The organism is Parapedobacter defluvii (assembly GCF_014642075.1).
GTDB lineage: Bacteria > Bacteroidota > Bacteroidia > Sphingobacteriales > Sphingobacteriaceae > Parapedobacter > Parapedobacter defluvii.
In genome coordinates, this window is sequence record NZ_BMIK01000002.1 from 463,415 (window position 1) to 488,325 (window position 24,911).

Genomic DNA, 24,911 nt, shown 5'->3' on the forward strand with positions numbered 1-24,911 from the left:
GGATTACGTACCAAGGTAACCGTACCCATTATTCCTTGTCAGATAAAATTTGTTGTAGTTATGAAATGGACAGGAGTGCTTTTGATGGCCCTGTTCTGCCAGCTGGCAATGGCCGCCTATTCACAACGCATCACGGTGCGGTTTGAGGGGGCATCGTTGAAAACAGTGATATCTTATATCAGCGAAGAGAGTGGTTATACCTTTCTCTATGACCAGCGGTATTTAGGGCAGGCCAATCCGGTGAGCCTTAATATGCAGGACAAGCCTGTGCTGGAAGTGGTTAAACAGGCGTTTGCCCAGCAACCCTTTGTTTACCAGGTAGTAGACCAGGTGATCACCATTCGTCCCAAACCGGCGGGCGAGACCGGAAATGACCAGCCTGCGTTGCCCCACCCGGTGCAAGATACAGACGTGAAAGGCAAGGTGACGGATTCATTGGGCATACCGCTTGCGGGAGTGTCCGTGCGCGTCAAAGGAACCGATAAAGGTACTACCACGGACAATGACGGTAATTTTGTTTTGCAGAACGTAGCAGACGGGGCCGTCTTGACGATCTCGTTTATCGGCAGCTCCCCGCAGGAAATCCCGGTTTCCAGAAGTGAAATGCATGTGGTTCTGCAGAACGTGGCAAGCTCGCTCAACGAAGTGGTGGTGATCGGTTATGGCACCCAACGGAAAATTGACTTAACAGGGGCCGTGTCGTCCGTGAAAGCCGATGACATCGTGATGTCCCAGGGGCCTGAAATAGGCAACATGCTGAAAGGCAAGGTGGCGGGGCTGACCATACAGCAGAATAGCGCCCAACCCGGAGGCGGTATTGATATTTTGATCCGCGGAGCGGGCTCGGTAAATGCAAGCAATGCGCCCCTGTTTGTCGTGGATGGATTTCCCATCTCTGATCTGCAGCAACCCGCAGCCGGAAATCGGTACGATGGAGGCACGCAAAGTATCCTCAATTCGTTCAATCCCAACGATATCGAATCGATAGAAGTGCTGAAAGACGCGAGTGCTACCTCTATCTATGGTGCCCGGGCGGCCAATGGCGTTGTATTGATAACGACCAAACGGGGCAAGGAAGGAAAAGCAAGGGTGGATTATTCCGGTAATTTTTCCTTTCAGACGTATGACAACTCTTTCGATGTGCTGCCCCTGAACGAATGGATGGCGGTGAGTAACGAGTCGTCCTTTGATCAATGGATGTGGGATAACCAGGTTTATCCCTATGGCGAGCGGACGCTGGAGGAGGCGCAGGCGCAGCCCGTAAATGACATCCCTTATCGCAGGCCTTTCACGCAACATGCCATTGACAACGTGGGCAGGGGAACCGACTGGTTTGATCTGGTCATGAGAAACGGTTCCACACAGCAACACAACCTGTCCATGTCCGGCGGGAACAGCAATACGAAATACCTGATATCAGGAAATTACTACGATCAGAACGGTGTCGTAAAAAATGTCGGCTTCAAGCGGTATTCTGTACGGGCAAACATCGATCAGGATATAAGCAAATATGTTAAAGTGGGACTCAATTTCACGGGCAGCAGGATAGGCAATGACAATACCCAGTTGGGGGGCGAAGAATATGAAAACTCCGGAATCATACGAATGGCGCTCCAGATGGGCCCCCAGATTCAGGAGAAAGATGAAAATGGCAACTATCTGCTGAACCCCAAGGCCCCATTACAGCCCAACCCCGCTTCAATGCTGACAATTTCCGACGAAGGAAGGGTAGAGCGGATGCTGCTGAACACATTTGCAGACATTACACCGATCAAAGATTTGACGATACGGTTGAAAGCGGGATTGGATAGGGGCGTTACGAAAAGGAACACGTATTTGCCAAAGACGACCATACACGGTGCATTGGAAAATGGAAGGGCATCGATCAGTAATTTTGATCGCGACGATTACCTGTTGGAAGGGACGATCAATTATACGAAAACACTGGAAGATGGTCACAAATTTGATGTTTTGGGGGGTGTGTCCAGGCAAAAATTCTACGAGCGAAGTGAGAGCAGCGCAGCTTCGGGATTTATTACGGATGCATTTCTATGGAACAACCTGAATGCCGGCAGCACCCAGCTTCCCTCAACCTCTTACAGTTCGGAGAATATGATCGCTTCTTATTTTGGCCGGTTAAACTATAACTACAAGAGCAAATACCTGGTTACCCTCACGTTGCGTACAGATGGAGCCAGCGTATTTGCAAGGAACAACAAGTGGGCGACATTTCCGTCTGCGGCAGTGGCCTGGAATGTAGCGGAAGAACCGTTCTTTGAGCATATAAAAGGTACGTTTACGCAATTGAAGGTCAGGCTGAGTTATGGGCAAACCGGGAATGCCGCCATTGGGGGCAATGCATTTGCAGCTTATTCGGCTTATCCCGGTTGGTTGTCAAGCGACGATACACGGATGATGGCAGTGTCTTTGTCCAGGCTGGAAAATCCGGACCTGAAATGGGAAACAACAACGGGACTTAACCTGGGGTTGGACTACGCATTGTTCAACGGCAAAATAGAGGGTTCGGTCGAACTGTTCAATAACCAGATTTCTGATCTGCTGCAAATAAAACCGCTCAATTCTTACCAAGAGGTAAATGAAGTTTGGGCAAACGTAGGGAAAACAAGGAGCAGGGGCGTAGAGGTCAGCGTAACGACGCGGAATATCCAACGAAAGGATTTCCAGTGGCGCACCATTGCCAATTTTTCGATGTATAGAGATACCTGGTTGGAAAGGGCGCCGGATTGGAAGCCAAGTGTATTTGAAAATGCTAACGACCCATTGAGGCCCATGCACTACCGGATTGCCGATGGAATATTACAGATCGGCGAGGACATTCCGGTTTCCCAGCCTTTGCTGCGGCCCGGACAGATAAAAATTAAGGACATTGACGGATTTGCGAGAGACGAGTCAGGTAACCCCGTCGTGGATGAGAACGGCGTGTTTTTGAGAACAGGGCAACCGGATGGCATGATAGACGAGGCGGACAATGTACTGCTGGGAACCTCCGATCCCGGGTACATGATTGGCCTGACCAACATCATCTCCTACAAGAATTTTAGCTTGAATTTTGATTTCAACGGGCTGTTGGGCAGAAGGATGGCAGATCCCAATTATGTGAATTATGGCTATAGTGCGTGGGGAACCGCCGTACAGGGCTATAATTCATTGAGAACCGTCAAAGACAGGTGGACGCCCACGAATCCGTCGACCACCAACCCGAGTACGTTTGCCAACTACTCTACCTACGGTTATGGCGATTTCTTTTTGCAGGATGCCTGGTTCATCCGGCTGCAGAATGTGTCATTGGGATATAAGCTACCCAAGGAGTGGATAAACGGGGTATTCTCTTCGGTTCAGATAAACGTAGCCGCGAATAATATTTTCGTGATCAGTCCGTACACCGGAATTGATCCCGAAACGGATAGTTATACGGCGGCCTATCCGAACATCCGGACATTTACCGCGGGATTGAATTTGGTATTTTAAGTGCTTTTTTAAAGATATTAGACATGAAAAAAGTTAAGTTATTGATCGTGTCCGTTGTGTTGTCACTGGGCAGTTGTACCAAGGACTTGGTTTCTATCGATTACGGGGAGATCAACCCGGCTATATTTCCCAAAACCGAAGCCGATATTGAAGCGATGGTAAATTCGGTTTACTATCCGTTGAGAGGTTCGTGGTGGGACGGGATATTTTCCACTTCGGAACGTGGGGTAATGATGATCAGTGATTGTACCACGGAAATATTGACCGGCTGGTACGACGAAAAGGAACGGGCAACGCAGCATAGCTATACGCCCGATGATGCAGGTATCACCTACTTTTATGATTGGTTCTACAACAAGATAAGCCGGATGACCATGACGATAAGCCTGATCGAAGAGTCGACGGTAAATGACGAGCTAAAAAGGGCGGCTATCGCGGAAGTCCGCTGTGCAAGGGGGTTGCTGGCCTATACGCTGTTCGACCTTTATGGCCCATTGGTTATCGCTCCGCTGGAGGTCTTGAAAAATCCGTTGACAGAGGCGCCGCTGGCCAGGATGCCGTACGAGGAGATGGTTAATTTCATCGAGGCAGACCTCGTTGCAGCCGCCGAAGATTTACCCCATCCGGCAGATGCTAGGTATGGCCGGTTTAACAAGGCATTGGCCAAGATGCTGTTGATCCGGTTAAATCTGCATGAGAAAAGATGGGACAAGGTCGTTGAACTGGCAGATGATATCATTAACTACAATTACTATCGGTTGGATGACGATTACGTGGGAATGTGGGATCTGGACGGCGCAAGCAACAGCGGCGAGGTGATTTGGGCGATCCCTTGCGACTATGAGGGCACCAGCGAAAATCAATGGCAGCTGATGGTGTTGCCGGGTGTATATGCACCCAAAGGTGGCTGGGGAACGATACAAAGCACTTGGTGGTTTTACGATACCTTTCAACCTACGGACAAACGGAGAACCATGCTGATTTCCGAATTTACGGATGTGGAAGGCCGCACCTATAACCGGGCAAATCCGGGTTCTTTTCTCAATTATGGGCCTTTGCCATTGAAAATTCAGGAAGATGCCGCAAGAACGACAAGTTTTACCACGGTAGACATCATCATGTACCGGTATGCCGACGTACTGCTTTCCAAAGCGGAGGCATTGGCCAACGGATCGGGCTCGCCTTCGCAGGAGGCGATCAATCTGATCAACCAGGTAAGGGAGCGGGCAGGCATCGGAGATGTGCAATTGGTAAATTATCCAAGCCTCAGTGCGTTTAATGATATGCTGCTGACCGAAAGAAGCCATGAATTCTGGTGCGAAAACGGGCAGTACAGGGCGGACTTAATCAGGCATGATAAATTCGTTTCCCGTTGTCTGGAAGTCAGGAAATCGACCTATACGGCACCTTATAAGCAGCTCTTCCCGTTTTCAAGGACGGCAATCAGCGAAGGCAAGGGGCAATTCATCCAAAATCCGGGGTACAATTAATAGAAAGCAATGTACAGCATAAAGAAATTAGGTATGAAAAGGAAGAATATCATACTGCTTGCGGGCATGGCCCTCGCCACGTTACTGATTATTTCCTGTAAAAAGGAAGATGGCGAAGGAGGCACCAAAGCGGTGTTCAGTTATGTAGCTGACGGTTTTATCGTGAATTTCACGAATTTCTCCACCGGTGCCACGGAATATGAATGGGATTTCGGAGACGAGAGCGGGACGGCTTCCACGGCACGGGCGCCCCAGCACGTTTACACTGCAAAAGGCGATTTTTTGGTCACATTGACGGCCAAAAATGGAGACCTTGTCAGTACGTTTACCGATACGGTAACCATCGTTGGTCCGAATATTAAAATAGACGGGGACTTCACCGATTGGGAATATGTAGGGTATTCGCATGTCAATGAAGGAACCTCAGGAGGGACTATATTGGCCGTGAAGACATTTTCTACGGCAACAGACCTGAATTTCCTGGTCGAAGGTACCCATGATATGACCTTGGCCAGGCTACAGATTTACATTGATACAGATAATAATCCGGAAACAGGGTATGCGAGCTGGCAGTATCCTGCCGGTGCAGGGGCTGATTTTAAGATAGAAGGCAGCATTACCGATGGATGGGGAGGCTTGCAGCAACATTCGGGAAATCCCGCGGATGACTGGGGTGGCTTTTCGGGGGACATCGCGTCTTTTCCGGAGGTAATTGTGTATTCAGAAATGAAGACCGAACAGGATAAGAACCGGATTGAATTTTCAGTCAAAAGGTCGCTTCTGGGGACGCTAGCCAACCACGTGAATTATGCTATTGTCGAGAATTCGATTACGTACTCGCAAATAGGTGCGCTCCCCGCCAATCAATATCCGGAAGCCAAATACGCTGTTTTTTCATTTTAGTACACACCGAATGAACAGTATTCCATCAAGTGATACGCCATTAAAGCAACGGCTCCTATCACTGGACGTAATGCGGGGCCTTATTATGATCCTGCTTGCTGCAGAAAGCTGTATGCTGTATGCGGCATTGGACGATGTTACCGCTGGTGATTCTTTTGTTGGCGCTATCGTTAAGCAATTTTTTCACCACCCCTGGCATGGGCTGCGTTTCTGGGACCTGGTACAGCCGTCATTTATGTTGATGGCAGGTTCGGCACTGTACATCTCCTGGCATGGAAAATCCAAAAAGGGGATAAGTTGGGAAAGCAACTTCAAACATATCCTGGTACGTTGTTTCAGGTTGTTCTTATTCGGTGTAGGCTTGCATTGCGTTTATGCAGGTAAGCTCGTTTGGGAATTATGGAACGTGCTCACCCAACTTTCGGTAACTACGCTGATCGCTTACCTGATCATCCGCAGATCCGGCTTATGGCAATTGGTTTTTTCTGTGGGCCTGCTGCTGCTTACAGAAATGGCCTATCGCTTGGTACAGGTGCCCAATTTCGACCAGCCGTTTACGGAACACCATAATTTCGGAGCCTTTATGGATAGGATTTTGATGGGTAAGACCAATTCCGATGGTTGGGTAGCCATCAACTTTATACCAACTGCGGCACATACGATCTGGGGAGTGGTAGCAGGTAAGCTGCTGATTTCTCCGGCTACCAACGGCGAGAAAATACAACGTCTCCTTGTGGGCGGGGCAATCGCGCTGGTAGCCGGATACGCATTGGACATAGGTGGTATTACGCCAATTATAAAGCGGATAAGTACCAGTTCGTTTGTTTTGGTGTCTGGCGGATGGGTATTGCTCCTGATGGCTTTGCTGTTTTGGATAAACGATGTGAAGAAGTATTTCAGGTATGCGTGGATATTCACCGTGGTCGGTATGAACGCCATTTTTATCTACCTGTTTTTCGAAACAGTGGGCATGCAATGGGTCAACGGTGCGGTGGCGATTTTTGTGGTGGGTTTTTTAAGGTTTACGAATCTATCTGATGAGGTGATGACCCTCATGTCGGCTTCGGTAACGTTGGCTGCCGAATGGTATTTATGCTATTGGCTTTATCAAAAGAAACTGTTTTTTAAACTATGACTATTTTAATCTATCATTTATGAGATTATTAAAAAAAATTCCGTGCGGTATATTGATGCTGGTTCCCGTGTTGTTGAGTTGCAAGAACAAAGGCGAACCCGCACCACCACCCGAGCAGGAACCGAAAGCTACGGTCACGTATACCGAAAGCACTGAGGATTTCCCGAATCCCGAAAGGGGGTTTTATCGGTATACAGAAACGACAACGAGCAACTTCACGGCGCTGGACGCAAATACCCTGAAGGGGTACCGGCAATTGCAGAGCATTTCCAATGCCAATTACCGTGTTTATAGCACGTTGGTATTCAGGTATTATGTGCTAGACGATGTCAAAAACACCGCAATATCCCAAACTACGCTGGCCAAAATAAACGAAGATATGGAGGCTGCGAGAGCAGCAGGGGTCAAGCTGATCCCGAGGTTTGTCTATACGATTACGCAAAACGCAGGGGACTGCCCCGAAGGTGCCATATGTCCGCCGTATGGTGATGCGTCAAAAGCGATTGTATTGCAGCACATTGCCAGCCTGAAACCTGTACTGTATGATCATGCGGATGTGATTGCGTGTGTGCAGCTGGGGTTCATAGGGATATGGGGAGAGCAGTATTATACCGATTTCTTTGGGGATGCATCATCCAACGGCGGACAGGGGAAACTGACCGATGAAAACTGGTTGGACAGGGCAGAGGTGATTGAGGCCTTGTTGGATGCGGTTCCAAAGACCCGGATGATACAGGTAAGGTATCCGCAACAGAAACAGCGTTACGTTTATGGCGTGGATGCCCCGGTGACCGCTGCACCCATGACAGAAGCGGAGGCGTATACGGAAGATGAAAAGGCGCGGATAGGCTTCCACAACGATTGTTTCCTATCCGGACCAAATGACGTGGGTACGTATGAAGATTACGGAAACAGTTCAACCAACAGAAGCGCCAGCGCCGATGTGGTAGATATACTGAAGGAATACAATAGAAATGACAGCAAATACGTGGTGGTAGGCGGGGAGACCTGCAGACCTTTTACGCCCGATAACAATTGTGAGCCCGCGGGCAGGGCACAGGCTGCTTTTGCCGAAATGCACTACAGTTATATCAACGCGCACTATAATAATCAGGTCAATAACGTTTGGCAGACGGGCGGATGCATGGACAACATCAAGAAAAACCTGGGTTACCGGTTTGTTTTGCAGGATGCGACATTTCCTGACGAAGTGACGGCGGGCAGTAACCTTGCGTTCACCCTGAACCTGACCAATAAAGGCTATGCCTCGCCATTCAATGCCCGTCCTGTACAGCTCCTGCTGCGCAGGGCCGGAACGCAGGAAGTCACCGTTTTACCCATTGAAACGGATGTACGAAAATGGTACACAGGTGATATCAAGATAACGTCTTCGGTTGCCATTCCCACGGGGCTGGCAAAGGGCGAATATGAATTGCTGCTCAATCTGCCCGATGCGTACGAACGTATTGCCACACGGCCGGAATACAGCATCCGGCTGGCCAATAATGAGGTTTGGGAAGAAACAACTGGCTACAACCGGTTGAATCATCAGATTCGCGTGAATTAATGAATGGAATTAATGAATAGGATGAGCACACTAGTCATCAAATCGACGTTGGCTACCCTGCTGTTGCTGGGAATCTCGCTCGATTTGGCCGCACAGCAGGTAACCATTCCGGTGAGTAAGGGTGAAAAATGGTTTGGAGGGGTGGTTAACGAAGCACACCTGATGCCTTTCAAGGAAGGGTATGATTTCGATTTGTACGCAAATACGGGAACCAACCAAGCCTCACCCTTGCTTGTCTCTACCAGGGGAAAGTTTGTCTGGAGCGAAGAGCCCTTCCGGTTCACGGTGGGCAATGATCAATTGATTATTTCAACCGGCGGTGCATCCGTCGTGATCGATTCGTCCGGAACGAATCTTCGGGAAGCCTACTTAAATGCAAGCAAACGATTCTTCGCTCCGAAAGGCGAATTGCCAGATACCCTGCTGTTCACCAGCCCGCAATACAACACCTGGATAGAATTGGTTTATAACCAAAACCAAAAGGACATCATTGCCTACGCAAAGGCGATTGTTTCCCATGGTTTTTCTCCGGGAGTACTCATGATAGATGATAATTGGGCGGATTATTATGGGCGATTTGATTTCCGGAAAGACAGGTTCGGCGATGCTGCCGGTATGGTAGATACCTTGCATCGCATGGGGTTCAAGGTGATGCTGTGGGTGAGCCCTTTCATTTCTCCCGATACCGAGGTTTTTAGGGAGTTGAAAGAGAAAAAGTTTCTTTTATATGATGGGTCGAGCAAAAAGCCATGGGTAGAAGCCGATAGACCCGCTATCGTAAGTTGGTGGAACGGTTACAGTGCGGTGATGGATTTCACCAATCCCGAAGCTCGGAATTGGTTTCACAACCAATTGGAATACATGCGAAAAACTTACCATTTGGATGGGTTCAAGTTTGACGCGGGAGATGCTGAGTTTTATGCTACGGATGCCATTTCCTTTCGCGAAGCCTCGCCAAATGAACACAGTCGGCTCTGGGGCGAATTGGGTAAATACTACCCGTTGAATGAGTACCGGGCGATGTGGAAAATGGGCGGAGAGCCGCTTGTGCAGCGGCTGCGTGACAAACAGCATAGTTGGGACGATCTTCGAAAGCTCATTCCGCATATCACTACGGCAGGGCTGTTGGGCTATCAGTTTACATGCCCCGATATGATCGGTGGCGGAGAATATGGATCCTTTATAGGAAGGGATAAGCTTGACGAACGCTTGGTTGTACGATCGGCAGCGTGTTCTGCGTTGATGCCTATGATGCAATTTTCCGCTGCTCCGTGGCGGGTATTGAGTGAATCTAATCTTGCGGCGGTCAAAAAATTGACGGCACTGCGGGCCAGGTATGTTCCGTATATCATGGAGTTTGCGAGGCTATCTGCAATAACCGGTGAACCGATTGTCAGGAGCATGGTGTACGAATTTCCGGATCAGAACTTTGAAGAAGTACAGGATCAGTTTATGCTGGGAAAAAAATACATGGTTGCACCGGTGGTGACGGTTGACAACACGAGGAAAATTAAGCTTCCAAGCGGTGTTTGGAAAAGTGACGAAGGTGAAATTTTCGAAGGTCCAAAAGTGATCGTCGCACACGATGTTCCATTAGACAGGCTGCCTGTATTTGAGTTGATGGAGTGAGGACAACTCCGGCACGTCGGGACGGAACAAAAAAAACAGGTAGGGGACACCTACCTGTTTTATGCTATTTGATCGCTGCTAGTTTACTCAGCCACTACCACAAAAGGTACCTGTACCTTCACCTCTTTGTGCAGGTTCAGATTGGCTACGTATTCGCCCAGCACTTTTGGCTCGGTTTCGAACGTAATGCGGCGACGATCCACTTCAAAACCTTGCTTCCGCAGTGCTTCCGCGATTTGTATGCTGTTTACAGATCCGAAAATCTTGCCGGTTTCGCCGGCCTTTGCACCGATGGTCAGTTTAAGACCTTCCAGCTTGGCCGCCAGTTCAGTCGCGTCCTTCTTGATTTTGTCTTGCTTGAATTGAGCCTGACGGATGTTTTCAGCCAATACCTTCTTTGCCGATTCGGTAGCGAGTATGGCAAAACCTTGCGGGATGAGGTAGTTACGGCCGTAACCGGGTTTTACACTGACAACGTCGTCCTTTTCACCCAGCTTCTTGATATCTTGCTTTAAAATTACTTCCATGTCGTTTCCCCTCCTTATTTAAGTGAATCAGCTACATAAGGCAATAAGCCGATGTGACGGGCACGCTTCACCGCTTGGGCTACTTTGCGCTGGAATTTCAACGACGTACCTGTAAGGCGGCGTGGCAATACCTTGCCCTGGTCATTGACGAACTTCAACAGGAAGTTGGCGTCTTTGTAATCAATGTATTTGATGCCATTTTTCTTGAAACGGCAGTATTTCTTACGATTGTCCTCCACCTTGGGAGCAGTTACGTATTGGATTTGATCGTTTGCCATTAGTTTGCTACCTCCTCTGATTTGGGTGTTTCAGTTTTCTTGTTGAAAGCACCACTGCGCTTCTTTTCGTTGTAAGCTAGGGCGTGTTTATCCAATTTGATCGTCAGGAAACGCATTACCCGCTCATCACGCTTGTATTCGACTTCCAGTTTACTGATCAGTTCACCGGGAGCCTTGAATTCGATGAGGTGATAGAATCCGGTTGTCTTTTTGTCAATCGGATACGCAAGTTTTTTCAAACCCCAATTGTCTTCATGGACAATTTCGGCTCCGCCTTCGGTAAGGATGCTCCGGAATTTGGCAATCGCCTCTTTCGAAACTTCCTCAGAAAGCAACGGGGTAAGAATAATAACGGTTTCGTACTGTTGCATACTTTCGTTTAAAAAATTAAAATTTTGATAAATCACTCCGTTTCAAACGGGCTGCAAATTTATACATAAACTTTGGATAATCAAAATAAAGCGTTACCTTTGCGCTTCGAATTTTAAAGGATTATTTAATTAACTCATTAACTAATGTACGCAATAGTAAATATAGCCGGACAGCAATTCAAAGTTGCAAAAGACCAGCAGCTCTTTGTACACCGTTTACAAGGGGATGAAGGCGCTAGTATTGAATTTGACAATGTACTGTTAGCAGAAGATGGTGGTAAATTCACCATAGGCGCACCCACGGTAAAGGGAGCGAAGGTTTCGGCTAAGATTTTGTCACATTTGAAGGGCGATAAAGTGATCGTTTTTAAGAAAAAACGCCGCAAAGGCTACAAAAAGAAAAACGGACACCGTCAGCAATTCACCAAAATTGAAATTACCGGAATCACGTTATAATTTGATTGTTTAATTAGGCTTTTTGCCTTACATAAATAGATATAGAACATGGCACATAAAAAGGGTGCGGGTAGTTCAAAGAACGGCCGTGAGTCGCATAGCAAGCGTTTGGGAGTGAAAATATTCGGTGGTCAACATGCGGTTGCCGGAAATATCATTGTTCGCCAAAGGGGTACCAAACATCATCCCGACGTGAATGTGGGCATCGGTAAAGACCATACATTATTTGCATTGATCGATGGGAAAGTGGTGTTCCGCAAAAAAGCAAACAACAGATCTTTTGTATCGGTAATACCAGTTGAAGATGCTCCCGTTGCAGAACAACCCAAGGCAAAGGTTGCTGAGAAGAAATCAAAACCGGCAGAAACCAAAGCAGCTGCAGCCGTAGCGGAAGAACCGAAAGCTGAAAAGAAGGAAAAGGCGCAAGCGCCTCAGACAGCGAAGGCCGACGACTTAACCATCGTAGAAGGCATCGGTCCGAAGATTGCTGAAGTATTGGCAAATGCAGGAATCAGCAGCTACGCAGATTTAGCGGCTAAATCCGCTGAAGACATTAAAGCACTGTTGGTAGATGCTGGTGACCAATTCAATACCGCCGTAACCGACACATGGCCTGCACAGGCGAAACTGGCTGCCGAAGGCAAATTTGACGAGTTGAAGAAATGGCAGGATGAACTCGATGGCGGCAAAGCTGCTGAGTAACCCAACCCGCTTAATTCATAATTAAATTGGAAAGCCATTGGTATCACTGCCAATGGCTTTTCTCTTTTTGAATGCACAAATAGACACCCATCACCGACCACCCATCACCCATCACCGACCACCCATCACCGACCCCTACACCTCCTCTTCCAGCAATTGTTTCTCGTGGAGTTCGAAATAACTCCCCCGTAAAGCAAGAAGCGCTTCGTGGCTACCCTGCTCGATGATTGCGCCATCGTCCAGCACCAGGATGTGATCGGCATTTTTGATCGTGGAAACGCGGTGGGCAATGAATATGGTGCTTTTTCCCTGCATAACAACGCTAAGGTTGCGAAGAATTTCTTCCTCGGTCTTGGTGTCCACCGCCGAAAGGCAATCATCGAAAATGAGAATGGGTGGTTTCTTGATGAGTGCACGGGCGATGGATACACGCTGCTTTTGTCCGCCGGAAAGCGTGATGCCCCGCTCGCCTATGGTCGTTTCGAATCCGTGTTCAAACCCGATAATGTTGTCATAAACGGCTGCCCGTTTGGCGGCTTCTTCAACTTCCGTTTGATGGGTTTCGTCCAACCCGAAGGCGATGTTGTTGGCAATTGTGTCGGAGAAAAGAAACACATCCTGCGGCACGAAGCCAATCTGGCTTCGGAAAGCCTGCAGGGGAAGCCGCCGGATGTCCTGCCCATCGATGCGGATGGTGCCCGAATGCACATCGTACATGCGCATCAGCAAATTGGCCAGGGTGGATTTCCCTGAACCGGTTTTGCCCACAATGGCAAGCACCTCGCCGGGCTTTACTTCAAACGAAACATTCCGTACGGCTTGGATTCCCGTGTCAGGATAGGTGAAGCTCACGTTTTCGAACTGAATGTGCCCCGTTGCCTGGAAATGCCCTTGTGCACCGGTCTGGATTTCAGGTTGTGTGCGCAGGAATTCGTTGATACGCTTTTGCGACGCTGCCGCCCGCTGAATCAGCGAAGTTACCCATGCCAGTGCCATGGCCGGGAAAGTCAGTTGATTGACGTAGATGATGAATTCGGCAATGTTACCCGAGGTGATGGTTCCCTTGGCTACTTCCAGTCCTCCGACATACACGGTGATGACAGTGCTCAGCCCGATCAACAGTAAAATGAGCGGGAAGAAAATGGCTTCGGTCTTAACCAGTGCCAACGAGGCGTCCCGGTAATGGTTGCTTTCATCCGCGAAACGATCCCTTTTGTCTGCTTCACGGTTATAGGTTTTGACCACCCGTATCCCCGAAAAAGTCTCCTGGACAAAAGACGACAGCGTGGAAAGCTGCCGCTGTATCCGTTCACTGCGGCGGTTGATGATCTTGTTGACAAACAACAGAATTGCCGATAATATGGGAATGGGCATCAATGCATAAAGTGCCAGGGTGGGATTAACACTGATCATGGCTGCAATCACCATCACCGAAAGGACAACCGTGTTGATGGAATACATGACGGCCGGGCCCAGGTAGGATCGCACGCGGTTTACATCTTCCGTCACGCGGTTCATCAGGTCACCCGTGTTATTCCGCCGGTAGAATGCCATATCCAACTGCTGGTAATGGCTATAAATTTCGTTTTTAAGGTCGTATTCAATGTGCCGGGACGTGAGGATGATGGTTTGGCGCATTAAAAAAAGAAACAAGCCCCGGATAAGGGATAGCAACAGCACCAGCGCGCCAAACAGCAGCAGGCTGTATCCGAAGACTTCATATACCATTTGCTGCCGTTCAAATCCCTGAAACAGCCGGTACATGCTGATGTTTTCCTTGACCAGATCAAAGGCAATCCGGATAACTTGCGCCGGCAACACACCGAAGTAGTTGGACAGGACGACGAATACCACACCGGGTATCATCCGCCAGCGGTATTTATAGAAATATTTATTGAGATGTGCGAGATGTGACATGCGTTATTGCACGCAAAAATACGAAATGTTTGTCCCCGTTGGTTACATGCATTGATATTTTTGCTAAGTTTGCCCCGTATTGCAGAACACATAGCTAGAGTTTATCGTTTCGTATGTCCGCACCAATCAAAGACAATTCATCCTTTAAACTGATGGCACAATTCGGTCATCAGAAGCTCATTTTCTGTAATGACAGTACCGTGGGTTTACAGGCGATTATCGCCATCCACGATACCACATTGGGCCCGGCAATCGGAGGCGTACGTATGTTGCCTTATCAGCATACGGATGAAGCCATAGACGATGTGTTGCGGCTTTCGAGGGGCATGACGTATAAAGCAGCTGTGGCAGGTGTGAACTTGGGGGGTGGAAATGCCGCCATCATCGGCGACCATCGCACGCAAAAGACAGAAGTGCTGCTACGCAGGTTCGGGCAGTTTGTTGATGAACTGGGCGGCACATTTGTCGCCTCGCTTGATATCGGTACAACACCGAAAGATATGGAATATCTCCACATGGAAACACGCCATGTCGCAGGCTTGCCGAAATCACTGGGCGGTAGTGGAGATTCGGCTCCTTTTACAGCCAAAGGAGTTTATTACGGCATAAAGGCTTCGTTAAAAGAACTTTATGGCAACGATAGCCTGGCAGGCCGTACGGTGGCCGTGCAGGGGGCTGGCAATGTCGGCGAACAGCTGATTGCTTTGCTGCGCGAAGAGAACGCCAAGGTGTATGTGAGCGATATTGTGGAAGAACGTATGATCGAGGTTGCCAATAAATACAAGGCGGTGGCAGTTTCCAACAACAATATCTATGAGTTGGATGTTGATGTTTATGCACCCTGTGCACTGGGTGGAACGGTCAATAAGGATACGATTGCCAAGATGAGGTGCCGCATCATTGCGGGTTCTGCAAATAACCAGTTGCGTGATGAGCAGGAAGACGGGCAGTTGCTGGTCGATAAGAAAATTTTATATGCACCCGATTACCTGATTAATGCGGGTGGGTTGATCAGTTGTTATTCGGAAATTGCCGGCTACAGCGTTGCACGCACGGCCGCATTGACCGAGAATATATACGAGGTTACACGTTCGGTATTGCGCAAATCCATTACCGAAAATGTGGCATCTTTCCAGGCGGCCAATCAGATCGCGGAAACGCGGATAGCCGATATGCGGAAAATTAAGTAGTGAACACACAATATTTAATTGGTATAACATCCAATCGTTCTTTTAAATAACTATGTTAAACAGAAGACACTTACGGGTCAAAGTATTACAGACGCTTTACGCGTATCAATTATCCGAAGACAAGCAGGTCGGAAAATTTGAAAAAGCACTGCTTAAAAGCGTCGACCAGGTGTACGAAATGTATATCTGGGCGTTAAACCTCTTGGACGAAGTGTCTGATTACGTACGTATCGACGCAGACGAGCGCGCAAATAAATACCTGCCGTCGGCGGCCGATCTTGCCCCCAATACCCGGTTGCTCAATAATACATTCATTGAATTGCTACGGCATAATGAACAGTATCAATCCGATGTAAAGAAATATAAGGTGTCCTGGGGCTTTGATCCGGAAATCGTACGTACGGTTTTCCTGCAATTGAAAGATAAGGAAGAGTACCTGGCGTATTTAAACCAGGACGATCGTTCGCTGACGAGCGAAAAGGAGATCATAAAGTTTATTTTCAAAAAGATCATCCTCAAAACGCCGGGCATTGAGCAGGTTTTTGAAGAGCGGTTCATCAATTGGCCGGTAGATAAAGAAGTGCTGCAGGCTATGATCGCCAAAACCTTCAAAAATTTTGCGAGCGAGAACCCCAACCAGAATCAACTGGCAGACCTGACACCCAACTGGACAGAAGACCGGCAGTTTATTATCGACCTGTTGGTGAACTCCATCCGGTATGCAGATGATTATCAGCAACTGATCAGCACGAAGACAAAGAACTGGGAATCGGACCGGATCGCACTGCTGGATAATTTGCTGATGCGGATGGCCATCTGCGAGCTGCTCAACTTTCCGACGATACCGGTGAAGGTAACGATTAATGAGTACATCGAGATCTCAAAGGTATTCAGTACTGCTAAAAGCAATACGTTTATCAATGGGATTTTGGACAAAATTCTGGGTGAGTTGCAGGCAGTGGGCCGGATACGTAAGCATGGAAGGGGTCTCCTACAATAGAACACATTTATTAACATCAATAAGAAGCGTTATGAAGTGGATATTTTTAATTTTTGCGGGACTGGTGGTCACAGTATCCTGCAATAATGGAAACAAGCAGGAACAAAAGGCAGCCGAAATTCCATTGGAACAGCAGGGTAAACAGCCTGTGGGGCAAACCATTATACCCGGGGTGGATTCTATCGGCGCCGCGCTGGAGGTGGAAAATGATTCGTATGACTTCGGGGAAGTCAAAGAAGGGGAAAAAGTTGAACACGAATTTACGTTTACCAATACAGGCAGCGAGCCGTTGATCATCTCCAAAGTGCAGGCTTCCTGTGGGTGTACCACACCCGAGTATTCAAAGAATCCGATTGCGCCCGGTGCAGAGGGAAAGGTGAAAGTGGTGTTTAACAGTGCCGGACAACTAGGAAAACAACACAAGGTTATTACCGTCACTTCTAACGCTACCACTCCGAACACCGTTTTACACCTCCGGGGTGAAGTGGTTAAATAATAATTGACAGTTGATAATTGACAGTTGATAATTGACAGTTGATAATTATAGTGAGAGATTAACAATTAAAAATTAACAATTAATAATAATGATTACATCAACAATTTTTTTGCAGGCCGGCGGATCCGGCGCAGCGGGTGGTATTATGGGTTTTCTGCCCATGATTCTGATCATCGTGGTCTTTTATTTCTTCATGATCAGACCCCAGATGAAAAAGGCCAAGGACCACAAGAAGTATATCGAGGAACTTAAAGTGAACGATCGGGTTGTGACAACGGCGGGTATACACGGCCGCATCGTGGAGATATCCGAAACAACCTTTTTGGTAGATGTCGGAGGCGGCGTGAAAATCCGTTTCGATAAATCTGCCATCGCATTGGATGCTTCCAAAGCATTGAATGCAGCGCCGAAGGCGTAATGTAAACCTCTTTTTTGCTAAGTTTGCGGAGTATGCCGGTACTGAATTTAAATAAGACCCAACGCCGTAAGCTTAGCATTTTTGTAAAGTGCATCGTTTTCTCTTTCTTGGCGTGGGCACTTTTTGCGGTATCCAACAAATACATTTACACCGTAAAATCCGCGGTGCAGTACGTCAATATCCCGGATAACCGGGCGTTCCATCCCTTGCAATCAGATACCGTAAACGTTCAACTGGAAGCTACCGGCTGGCAGTTGCTGTTTTCAACACTGCGCTCAGTACAGCCTACCATTCAGGTTGATCTGAGCGGATTGCAAAGCCGGAATTGGGTCGTGCTCACCAATCAATTGGGATTTATCAACCGCCAGTTTCCGGAAACCCAGCGCGTCATGTCTGTATCTCCGGATACCTTGTATTTTGATTTTTCAAAACAGACCGAACGCAAGGTACCGGTAAAGGCAGTATATAACCTGCAGTTTAGCAAGCAATATGATGTAATCGACAAGGTGAATGTCTCGCCCGAATACGTGACCATTACCGGACCACTGGAAGACGTTGTCCAGATCGAACACTGGGAAACGGATACCATCCGGTATGCGGACGTCAACAGTGATGTTCACACCGTCATTAATCTGAAACAGAATCAGCGTGCCAATATCAATGTGTATCCCACCGCTGTGGAGGTTGATATTCCCGTCGGAGAAGTCACGGAGAAGATCCTTGAAATTCCGCTGAAAGCCGAAAATGCAAAGCAGTTCAGCTCCGTGAAATTACTGCCGGCCAAGGTCAGGCTTACCGTCATCGTATCGCTGCGCGATTTTGTGAAGGTTACACCCGGTGCGTTTGAAGCGGTGGTGAATATGGAAGATTGGGTGGAGAACGATGTTCGGAACTTACCCGTCATCATCACCCAAAAGCCCGACTTCTGTAAATTGGTAAAGATAGAGCCGCAGAATGTTGATTTTTTCGTGAGGAAGTGAAGATGCAATTAAAAATAGGTGTAACGGGCGGAATCGGCAGTGGTAAGTCTGTCGTATGCAGGATATTCAATGTTTTGGGGATACCGGTTTTTGATGCAGATGCCGAAGCAAAAAGGCTGATGACTATCGATGCATCGTTAAGGAATGCCATCCGGGCCGAGTTTGGAACGGAGGCTTATCACGAGGATGGAACCTTAAACCGGCCGTACCTGGCTGATCAGGTATTCAATGACGAACAGCGGTTGAAGATATTGAATGGGTTGGTGCATCCCGTAGTGATCCGGAAAGGGGAGCAGTGGGCACAGCAACAAAAAGCACCCTATACGATTAAAGAGGCTGCTCTTTTGTTCGAAAGCGGGTCGTTCAAACTGAACCATTATACGATTTTGGTGTCAGCCCCCGTCGGCATCCGTATTGAGCGGGTGATGCAGCGTGACGGCGTCACAGCTGAGCAGGTAAAAGCCCGGATGGAACGGCAATGGCCGGACGAACGGAAACGGCAATTAGCAGATTTTGTCATCGTGAACGACGGTATACAGGCGTTGATTCCGCAGGTGCTGGCGCTCGACAAACAATTCCGCTCAGGCCAACTACAATGAAAAGCATACGAGCAGATTTCCTGGTTCAACGCCCCGAGGGATACTATTGCAGGTATGGTGATTTTTTTGTCGATCCGTCCCTGCCGGTACATCGGGCGGTGGTATCCCATGCGCATGCTGACCATGCGAGTCCGGGGCACAGAGAGATATATTGTACGCCGCCTACCGCCGCTTTCATGCGGTACCGGTACAGCCGGCAGCCCACGGATAGCTTTCTCGAGTGCGCTTACCGGCAGGTGTTTACGATCGGAGGGGTTACCCTGTACTTTATTGCTGCGGGGCATATGCTGGGCTCGGCGCAGGTTGTGATGGAGTATGAGGGGATACGCTACCTGTTTACAGGAGATTATAAGCTGCAGGATGACGATACCTGCGAATCATTGGAAGTTGTGCAAGCGGACGTGCTGATTACCGAAAGTACGTTTGCAGATCCGCAGGTTACACATCCCGACCCCATCGCAGAGATCCGTAAAATAAATGATCAGCCCCATAACATCCTCTTAGGAGTTTATGCCCTGGGGAAAGCACAACGGATCACTTCCCTGCTCAACCGGCATTGTCCCGATAGGCGGGTGTTGGTGCACCATGGAATTCTGCCATTACACAAGCTATATGCTTCCATGGGAATCACGCACCTGAAATACGAGCCCTACAACCGTCGGGAGATGAAAAATGCCACAACAGATCCGATATACCTTGTTCCTCCGATGACGTTTAACAGTTACTACCGGGCCACCAATGTGATCCGGGTGTTTGCTTCCGGATGGAAGCATCTCCAGCGTTTAAACGACATGGACCTTTATATTTCGGATCACGTGGACTGGAACGATATCCTGGATTATGTCGTACAGGTGAATCCCCGGGAGATCTGGACCGTGCATGGTAACGGTAAGCATTTAGCAGCGCATTTTGCCGGTCACATATCCGTCAGCGCACTCTGCAGCATTTAATTCCTTTTACGGTAAATTTCCCATTTGCGGATCGGTAAAGCCAATTTTTCCACACTCAACCTTGCCTGCGTAGCCCCATGAGACATCGGGTTTGTTGTCTACAGACACGGTCAGATCGTACCAGGAGTGGCTGTTCGCAAGTCGCTGTACAATCGTCTCTGCATCACCGGCCCTCAATTTCTGGGTATAGGTAGGGCGTCCGTAGGCATTGTCTTTGATATGTATGGTTAACGGATCGCTACCGTTGTTTTTTAGCATCAGGGAGAGATTTCCCGTAGGCTGGCCCCTGTCGGTTTCGTAGCGTAATTGAACGGATAAATCCGGAGCGAAACGGCCTTTGAAGCGTCGGTAAAAACCATTCGGGCCATTTACCCGGATGTCGTAGCCGTCGCTTCCGATTTCAAAATCGTCCGAAAGCTGGTCGCCGGCAATCAGGGCGTAGGATCGGATGTGACTGCGTTCGTATACCGTGAAAGGAGCCCCTGCACTTTTTTTGCCGAAAAAGGTATCTCCCGCGGTCAGTTTCAATGTCAAACCATCTTCGCCGGATATCAGGTCAGCATACAGTTCATAGGGCAGGGGGGACGCCGTTTTTATACCGGGTTCCTGCCTGGGCATATCGGGCAAATTCCAGGGATGTGTGCTGGCCTTTGCCCTGTCGTCCGGCCCGAGGTTGCGGAATCCATTCGGCGTGTCCCTGAATTGTGCCTGATGGATAGCCTCTAGGTAAGGGTCCCGTTGAATAAAGGGTAAGTTCGCGTGTCGGTTAAGCTTATCGGCCGGAAGGAATGCCGCTGTCAAATCCCCGCAGATTGCACGCCGCCAGGCGCTGATGTTGTCTTCCCGGATAGCTGTTTTGAACTTTTGATTAACGAACGTTTCCAGAAATTGCAACGTGGAGGTATGGTCGAATACCTGGGAGCAGACATTCCCTCCGGTGGTCCACGGCGATGCGATAATCAGCGGTACCCGGTAGCCTAAGCCAATGGCTGCTCCCCGGGCATCTTTTTTACTTTTTCCTTCAGCAAGTTCCTGTTCAAGTGAGGTATATTCAATGCGTGGGTCAATGCCTGCTGAACATTTTCCACTGTTTCTTTTATCCGGATCCGGCGGAACAAACGGTGGGATGTGGTCAAAGTAACCGTCGTTCTCGTCATAGGTCATGATAAAAATGGTTTTTCGCCAAACGTCCGGATTTTGGGTGAGTATATCCATGATTTCCGAGATGTACCACGACCCATACCACGGTGCGGAGGGGTGATCCGAATATTTTTCTGCGGGTACCATCCACGATACCGTGGGCAGGGTGCCTGCTTCTACATCGTTCCGGAAGGCGTGCAGTATATCGCCTTTGGGTACGGTCAGCTCCTGGGGATGGCCCGCCTCATCGGTATATTTCAGTATGGCTAGGTGGTGGAAATCCGGATCTGCCCGGTTGGTCGAAAAGGCCCTGCGGAATAGACTTTTTTCAGTGTCGTCCAGTTTATCGAAATTTTCAGTGGCCCATCGTTTCACTTCCTGCTGTGCGGTAGCCAGGACTTCTTCTTTTTTCTCCAGCGCCTTTTTAGCCTTGGTATAGGAAGCACTGCCGCGTTCCAGCTTGCTCATCTCGTCCCGAAGCGCATTAATCTCGCCGGGAAGTTCCTGCAACTGGCGCTGCAGGGCAGGTACATACCGGGCTGTAAAACGCACGTGGTACCGCTCGAAGAGCTCCAGTGGATTGCAGCCGAAATTGGCTAGCCACGACCGCTCTTCACCCACAAACCCTCCGCCGCAGGTCACGTCGTTTTGGTATACTTTCCAGCTAATGCCCGCCTCTTCAAGGCGTTCTGGGAATGTCTTCCAGCGGCCTTCCCCCAAAGGAAGGTCATTCCGTATCCAGACCTTGCTGGTGTGCGTAGGCGCCTCCCTTACGGTGCCGGTCCAAAAGAATAGGCGGTTGGGCCAGGTGCTGGTCATGCCCGAGCAGAAGTTTTGATCGCATACCGTGAATGCATCTGCCAGCGCATAATTAAATGGAATATCCTGTCGGTTGTAGAAGCCCATCGTGAGCGGGATGTTGTCGTCGGCCCGTCCCCTTTTTTTGGCCTCAATCCAGTTGTCGTGCCATCCCTGGTTATACGCATCTACCTGGCTGGGTCTGGAATGTGGCACCGCACCCATCCAGGTGGCCTTTGTTTCTTTCAGGTTCAAACGGAAAGGCGCATACGTATGACCCTGGCGGTCCGATTGAAACCACACAGGGTCGCCATTGGGCAACGAAACATAACGGGGGTCGTTAAATCCGCGTACGCCTTTCAGGGTACCTAAGCTGTGATCAAACGACCGGTTCTCCTGCATCAGGATGACGATGTGTTCGGCATCCAAAAATGTACTGCCCGGGGTTGGCCGGATGGCCAACGCCCGTTGGATGGCCGGCGGAATGCTGTTCGCCATGCCGGTAGCACCTGCGAGGAGGGTCAGTTTCTTTAAAAATGCTCTCCGGTTTTCCATCATCAATTGCTATAAACCCAACCACAGAAATGCGAATGCTGCGAGGGTGGCACCCAGTAAGGGTCCAACGACAGGAACCCACGCATAGGCCACATCAAACGGGGCCTTATCTTTGATCGGTAGCAGTGCATGGACAGTCCGCGGCCCCAGGTCACGTGCCGGATTGATTGCATAACCGGTCGTACCGCCCAGTGCCAATCCGATCACCCATACTAAAAAAGCCACGGGAATGGCGCCCACGGAACCCAAGCCAATGGGGGTAACTTGCTCGGTACTCAGTTCCGCATCCGTGAAATAAAAGATCGTAAACAGCAGGACAAATGTGCCTACCACTTCGCTGATCAGATTCATCGGCAGATTCCGGATGGCGGGAGCGGTGCAGAAGACCGCTTGTTTGGCACCGGCATCCGCCGTTGCCTTAAAATGGTCTTTGTAGACCAGCCATACCAGGAAAGCACCGCCCATGGCACCGATAAACTGGGCCAGGACATAGGATGCTGCTTCGCCCGGCCCTACGTTACCCGCAATCCACATGGCCAGCGTGACTGCCGGGTTGAGGTGGGCACCGCTGTAGGGGCCGGCAATAACCACACCGACAAATACACCCAGGGCCCACGCCGTGGTGATGACGATCCAACCGCCGTTGTGCCCTTTGGTACCATTGAGTACCACATTGGCCACTACGCCGCCACCCAGCAAAATGAGAAATCCAGTTCCGATAATTTCTGCAATAAATGGTGTCATAATTAATGGTTAATTATTAATTGACAGTTAACAGTTAACAGTTGATAGTTATCAATTATCAATTATCAACTATCAATTATCAATTATTTAAAGTGTTTCGCTGTTTCCACTGCGCGGTGCCAGCGTTCCAGGGTGGCATCTGCATCGAACCCTCCGTCCGGTTCAAATGTTTTATCAATTTGCCACTGGCTTTGAATGTCGTCGGTGCTGTTCCATAGTCCCACGGCGAGTCCTGCCAGGTAAGCCGCCCCGATGGCCGTGGTCTCTGTAATTTGAGGCCTGACAACAGCGGCTTGCAGAATGTCGGCCTGAAACTGGAGCAGCAGGTTATTGGCGGTAGCACCGCCATCTACACGGAGTTCCTTGATTTCCGTAGCCGCATCGGCCTCCATGGCACGCAGGATGTCTACCGTTTGGAACGCAATGCCTTCAAGTGCTGCCCGCGCAATATGCGCAGCTTTGCTGCCCCGGGTCAATCCCACGATGGTCCCGCGGGCATACGGGTCCCAGTGGGGGGCGCCTAGCCCGGCAAATGCCGGAACGAGGTAAACGCCATCCGTATCCGGCACGGTTGCGGCTAGCGCTTCAACATCGGCCGAGTTGCGTATAATGCCCAGGCCATCCCGCAGCCACTGTACAATGGCGCCACCGATGAATATGCTGCCTTCCAGTGCGTAACTGACTTTGTCGCCCAGTTTCCAGGCTAGGGTGGTCACCAGATTGTTGCGTGAAAGAACAGGTTTATCCCCGATGTTCATCAGCATGAAGCAACCGGTACCGTAGGTATTCTTTACCATGCCCGTTTTTGTGCACAACTGGCCAAAGAGCGCTGCCTGCTGGTCGCCGGCAATGCCGGCAATCGGGATGCGGGCAGCCAGAATATTTGCAGCGGTCTCGCCATAAATTTCGGATGAGCTGCAGACTTCGGGCAGCATGCTTTTCGGTACGCCAAACAGCTGCAATAATTCATCATCCCATTCCAGCGTATGGATGTTATAAAGCATGGTCCGCGACGCGTTGGATACGTCGGTGATGTGTTTTTGACCTCCGGTAAGATTCCAGACCAGCCAGCTGTCAACCGTTCCAAACGCGAGTTCGCCTTTTTCTGCCTTTTCGCGGGCACCTGTTACGTTATTAAGAATCCAATTGATTTTGCTTGCTGAAAAATAGGCATCGATCAACAGACCGGTCTTTTCCCGGATGGTATCGCTATGACCTTCCTCTTTGAGGCGGTCGCAGTAGGGGGCGGTACGCCGATCTTGCCAGACGATGGCAGGACAAATGGGCCGGCCGCTGGCTTTTTCCCACACAATGGCTGTTTCCCGTTGATTGGTGATGCCGATGGCAGCAATGGATGAAGCTTTCAATCCCGCCTTGGCAACGACCTCTGTGGCTACGGAAAGCTGGCTGGACCATATTTCCCGGGCGTCATGTTCCACCCAGCCCGATTGTGGGTAATACTGCGTGAATTCTTTTTGGGCAATTGCCACGATGTGGCCTTGCTTGTCGAAAATGATGGCGCGGGAACTGGTGGTTCCCTGGTCTAACGATAAGATGTAGGGGTTCATCATATTGGT

The 24,911-nt window shown here is 49.3% G+C and carries 22 protein-coding genes; 15 read left to right on the forward strand and 7 right to left on the reverse strand.

Going from position 1 to position 24,911, the window contains the following annotated elements; all coding sequences use genetic code 11:
* The first annotated feature begins 60 nt into the window (after nucleotides 1–60).
* The 6 genes from IEX60_RS05810 to IEX60_RS05835 are packed head-to-tail and all read left to right on the forward strand — an operon-like array spanning nucleotide 61 to nucleotide 10,213.
* On the forward strand, nucleotides 61–3,489 hold the full coding sequence (locus tag IEX60_RS05810; protein WP_229717439.1) for a TonB-dependent receptor: 3,429 nt from the start codon (nucleotides 61–63) through the stop codon (nucleotides 3,487–3,489).
* Between the two features lie 23 nt (nucleotides 3,490–3,512).
* On the forward strand, nucleotides 3,513–4,979 hold the full coding sequence (locus IEX60_RS05815; RefSeq protein WP_188748401.1) for a RagB/SusD family nutrient uptake outer membrane protein: 1,467 nt from the start codon (nucleotides 3,513–3,515) through the stop codon (nucleotides 4,977–4,979).
* A 33-nt stretch (nucleotides 4,980–5,012) separates the two neighbouring features.
* On the forward strand, nucleotides 5,013–5,882 hold the full coding sequence (locus IEX60_RS05820; RefSeq protein WP_229717440.1) for a PKD domain-containing protein: 870 nt from the start codon (nucleotides 5,013–5,015) through the stop codon (nucleotides 5,880–5,882).
* A 10-nt stretch (nucleotides 5,883–5,892) separates the two neighbouring features.
* Nucleotides 5,893–7,017: an acyltransferase family protein gene (locus IEX60_RS05825; RefSeq protein ID WP_188748405.1), complete on the forward strand. Its 1,125-nt coding sequence runs from the start codon at nucleotides 5,893–5,895 to the stop codon at nucleotides 7,015–7,017.
* A 19-nt stretch (nucleotides 7,018–7,036) separates the two neighbouring features.
* Entirely contained in the window at nucleotides 7,037–8,584 is a 1,548-nt protein-coding gene (locus IEX60_RS05830; RefSeq protein ID WP_229717441.1) for a DUF4832 domain-containing protein, read from the forward strand.
* A 21-nt stretch (nucleotides 8,585–8,605) separates the two neighbouring features.
* On the forward strand, nucleotides 8,606–10,213 hold the full coding sequence (locus IEX60_RS05835) for a glycoside hydrolase family 31 protein (protein WP_188748408.1): 1,608 nt from the start codon (nucleotides 8,606–8,608) through the stop codon (nucleotides 10,211–10,213).
* An 83-nt stretch (nucleotides 10,214–10,296) separates the two neighbouring features.
* Here IEX60_RS05835 and rplI read toward each other — a convergent pair whose 3' ends face one another.
* From rplI to rpsF, 3 genes are read right to left on the reverse strand one after another with little or no spacing between them, the layout of a single operon-like run.
* On the reverse strand, nucleotides 10,297–10,740 hold the full coding sequence (gene rplI, locus IEX60_RS05840; protein ID WP_188748410.1) for a 50S ribosomal protein L9: 444 nt from the start codon (nucleotides 10,738–10,740) through the stop codon (nucleotides 10,297–10,299).
* Between the two features lie 14 nt (nucleotides 10,741–10,754).
* Nucleotides 10,755–11,018, reverse strand: coding sequence for a 30S ribosomal protein S18 (gene rpsR / locus IEX60_RS05845; protein ID WP_090623589.1), 264 nt, complete (start codon nucleotides 11,016–11,018; stop codon nucleotides 10,755–10,757).
* On the reverse strand, nucleotides 11,018–11,389 hold the full coding sequence (gene rpsF / locus IEX60_RS05850; protein WP_188748412.1) for a 30S ribosomal protein S6: 372 nt from the start codon (nucleotides 11,387–11,389) through the stop codon (nucleotides 11,018–11,020). The genes rpsR and rpsF overlap by 1 nt, the downstream gene beginning before the upstream one ends.
* Before the next feature lie 144 nt (nucleotides 11,390–11,533).
* On the opposite strand from rpsF, the gene rplU reads away from it, so the two are divergent.
* Together rplU and rpmA are read left to right on the forward strand one after the other, a co-directional pair.
* Nucleotides 11,534–11,845, forward strand: coding sequence for a 50S ribosomal protein L21 (rplU, locus tag IEX60_RS05855; RefSeq protein ID WP_188748414.1), 312 nt, complete (start codon nucleotides 11,534–11,536; stop codon nucleotides 11,843–11,845).
* A 48-nt stretch (nucleotides 11,846–11,893) separates the two neighbouring features.
* Nucleotides 11,894–12,547, forward strand: a complete 654-nt coding sequence (gene rpmA / locus IEX60_RS05860; protein ID WP_188748417.1) for a 50S ribosomal protein L27 — start codon at nucleotides 11,894–11,896, stop codon at nucleotides 12,545–12,547.
* Nucleotides 12,548–12,682: 135 nt separating this feature from the next.
* Here the strand turns inward: rpmA and IEX60_RS05865 are convergent, their stop codons facing one another.
* A complete protein-coding gene (locus IEX60_RS05865) occupies nucleotides 12,683–14,464 on the reverse strand; it encodes an ABC transporter ATP-binding protein (RefSeq protein WP_188748419.1) in 1,782 nt (593 codons plus the stop codon).
* Between the two features lie 113 nt (nucleotides 14,465–14,577).
* Between IEX60_RS05865 and IEX60_RS05870 the strand changes: the two genes are divergently transcribed.
* The 7 genes from IEX60_RS05870 to IEX60_RS05900 all read left to right on the forward strand — a co-directional run bounded on the left by IEX60_RS05870 (nucleotide 14,578) and on the right by IEX60_RS05900 (nucleotide 20,097).
* Nucleotides 14,578–15,654 carry a Glu/Leu/Phe/Val family dehydrogenase gene (locus tag IEX60_RS05870; protein WP_188748421.1) on the forward strand — a complete coding sequence of 359 codons (1,077 nt, stop codon included), beginning with the start codon at nucleotides 14,578–14,580 and terminating at the stop codon, nucleotides 15,652–15,654.
* A gap of 52 nt (nucleotides 15,655–15,706) precedes the next feature.
* A complete protein-coding gene (gene nusB, locus IEX60_RS05875) occupies nucleotides 15,707–16,654 on the forward strand; it encodes a transcription antitermination factor NusB (protein ID WP_188748423.1) in 948 nt (315 codons plus the stop codon).
* Between the two features lie 31 nt (nucleotides 16,655–16,685).
* Nucleotides 16,686–17,150: a DUF1573 domain-containing protein gene (locus IEX60_RS05880; protein ID WP_188748425.1), complete on the forward strand. Its 465-nt coding sequence runs from the start codon at nucleotides 16,686–16,688 to the stop codon at nucleotides 17,148–17,150.
* Nucleotides 17,151–17,241: 91 nt separating this feature from the next.
* Entirely contained in the window at nucleotides 17,242–17,568 is a 327-nt protein-coding gene (yajC, locus tag IEX60_RS05885) for a preprotein translocase subunit YajC (protein ID WP_229717452.1), read from the forward strand.
* 32 nt (nucleotides 17,569–17,600) lie between these two features.
* The gene (locus tag IEX60_RS05890; protein ID WP_188748430.1) at nucleotides 17,601–18,548 is read left to right on the forward strand and encodes a CdaR family protein; all 948 of its coding nucleotides are present in this window, start codon (nucleotides 17,601–17,603) and stop codon (nucleotides 18,546–18,548) included.
* A gap of 2 nt (nucleotides 18,549–18,550) precedes the next feature.
* Entirely contained in the window at nucleotides 18,551–19,147 is a 597-nt protein-coding gene (gene coaE / locus IEX60_RS05895; RefSeq protein ID WP_188748432.1) for a dephospho-CoA kinase, read from the forward strand.
* Nucleotides 19,144–20,097: an MBL fold metallo-hydrolase gene (locus IEX60_RS05900; RefSeq protein WP_188748434.1), complete on the forward strand. Its 954-nt coding sequence runs from the start codon at nucleotides 19,144–19,146 to the stop codon at nucleotides 20,095–20,097. Before coaE ends, IEX60_RS05900 begins: the two co-directional genes overlap by 4 nt.
* A 6-nt stretch (nucleotides 20,098–20,103) precedes the next feature.
* Here the strand turns inward: IEX60_RS05900 and IEX60_RS05905 are convergent, their stop codons facing one another.
* From IEX60_RS05905 to glpK, 3 genes are all read right to left on the reverse strand, one after another.
* Complete coding sequence (locus IEX60_RS05905; protein WP_308420736.1) at nucleotides 20,104–22,593, reverse strand: phosphocholine-specific phospholipase C; 2,490 nt, start codon at nucleotides 22,591–22,593, stop codon at nucleotides 20,104–20,106.
* A gap of 6 nt (nucleotides 22,594–22,599) precedes the next feature.
* A complete protein-coding gene (locus tag IEX60_RS05910; RefSeq protein WP_188748437.1) occupies nucleotides 22,600–23,334 on the reverse strand; it encodes an MIP/aquaporin family protein in 735 nt (244 codons plus the stop codon).
* Between the two features lie 83 nt (nucleotides 23,335–23,417).
* A complete protein-coding gene (gene glpK, locus IEX60_RS05915; protein ID WP_188748673.1) occupies nucleotides 23,418–24,902 on the reverse strand; it encodes a glycerol kinase GlpK in 1,485 nt (494 codons plus the stop codon).
* Between the last annotated feature and the right edge of the window lie 9 nt (nucleotides 24,903–24,911).

Coding starts and splice junctions, on each gene's coding strand:
- glpK (WP_188748673.1), bottom strand. CDS start 24,902: ATGAACCCCTACATCTTATCGTTAGACCAGGGAACCACCAGTTCCCGC.
- IEX60_RS05870 (WP_188748421.1), top strand. CDS start 14,578: ATGTCCGCACCAATCAAAGACAATTCATCCTTTAAACTGATGGCACAA.
- IEX60_RS05825 (WP_188748405.1), top strand. CDS start 5,893: ATGAACAGTATTCCATCAAGTGATACGCCATTAAAGCAACGGCTCCTA.
- coaE (WP_188748432.1), top strand. CDS start 18,551: ATGCAATTAAAAATAGGTGTAACGGGCGGAATCGGCAGTGGTAAGTCT.
- IEX60_RS05865 (WP_188748419.1), bottom strand. CDS start 14,464: ATGTCACATCTCGCACATCTCAATAAATATTTCTATAAATACCGCTGG.
- IEX60_RS05900 (WP_188748434.1), top strand. CDS start 19,144: ATGAAAAGCATACGAGCAGATTTCCTGGTTCAACGCCCCGAGGGATAC.
- rplU (WP_188748414.1), top strand. CDS start 11,534: ATGTACGCAATAGTAAATATAGCCGGACAGCAATTCAAAGTTGCAAAA.
- IEX60_RS05910 (WP_188748437.1), bottom strand. CDS start 23,334: ATGACACCATTTATTGCAGAAATTATCGGAACTGGATTTCTCATTTTG.
- IEX60_RS05890 (WP_188748430.1), top strand. CDS start 17,601: ATGCCGGTACTGAATTTAAATAAGACCCAACGCCGTAAGCTTAGCATT.
- rpmA (WP_188748417.1), top strand. CDS start 11,894: ATGGCACATAAAAAGGGTGCGGGTAGTTCAAAGAACGGCCGTGAGTCG.
- IEX60_RS05830 (WP_229717441.1), top strand. CDS start 7,037: ATGAGATTATTAAAAAAAATTCCGTGCGGTATATTGATGCTGGTTCCC.
- IEX60_RS05880 (WP_188748425.1), top strand. CDS start 16,686: ATGAAGTGGATATTTTTAATTTTTGCGGGACTGGTGGTCACAGTATCC.
- IEX60_RS05835 (WP_188748408.1), top strand. CDS start 8,606: ATGAGCACACTAGTCATCAAATCGACGTTGGCTACCCTGCTGTTGCTG.
- IEX60_RS05815 (WP_188748401.1), top strand. CDS start 3,513: ATGAAAAAAGTTAAGTTATTGATCGTGTCCGTTGTGTTGTCACTGGGC.
- nusB (WP_188748423.1), top strand. CDS start 15,707: ATGTTAAACAGAAGACACTTACGGGTCAAAGTATTACAGACGCTTTAC.
- rpsR (WP_090623589.1), bottom strand. CDS start 11,018: ATGGCAAACGATCAAATCCAATACGTAACTGCTCCCAAGGTGGAGGAC.
- rpsF (WP_188748412.1), bottom strand. CDS start 11,389: ATGCAACAGTACGAAACCGTTATTATTCTTACCCCGTTGCTTTCTGAG.
- IEX60_RS05820 (WP_229717440.1), top strand. CDS start 5,013: ATGAAAAGGAAGAATATCATACTGCTTGCGGGCATGGCCCTCGCCACG.
- IEX60_RS05905 (WP_308420736.1), bottom strand. CDS start 22,593: ATGATGGAAAACCGGAGAGCATTTTTAAAGAAACTGACCCTCCTCGCA.
- rplI (WP_188748410.1), bottom strand. CDS start 10,740: ATGGAAGTAATTTTAAAGCAAGATATCAAGAAGCTGGGTGAAAAGGAC.
- IEX60_RS05810 (WP_229717439.1), top strand. CDS start 61: ATGAAATGGACAGGAGTGCTTTTGATGGCCCTGTTCTGCCAGCTGGCA.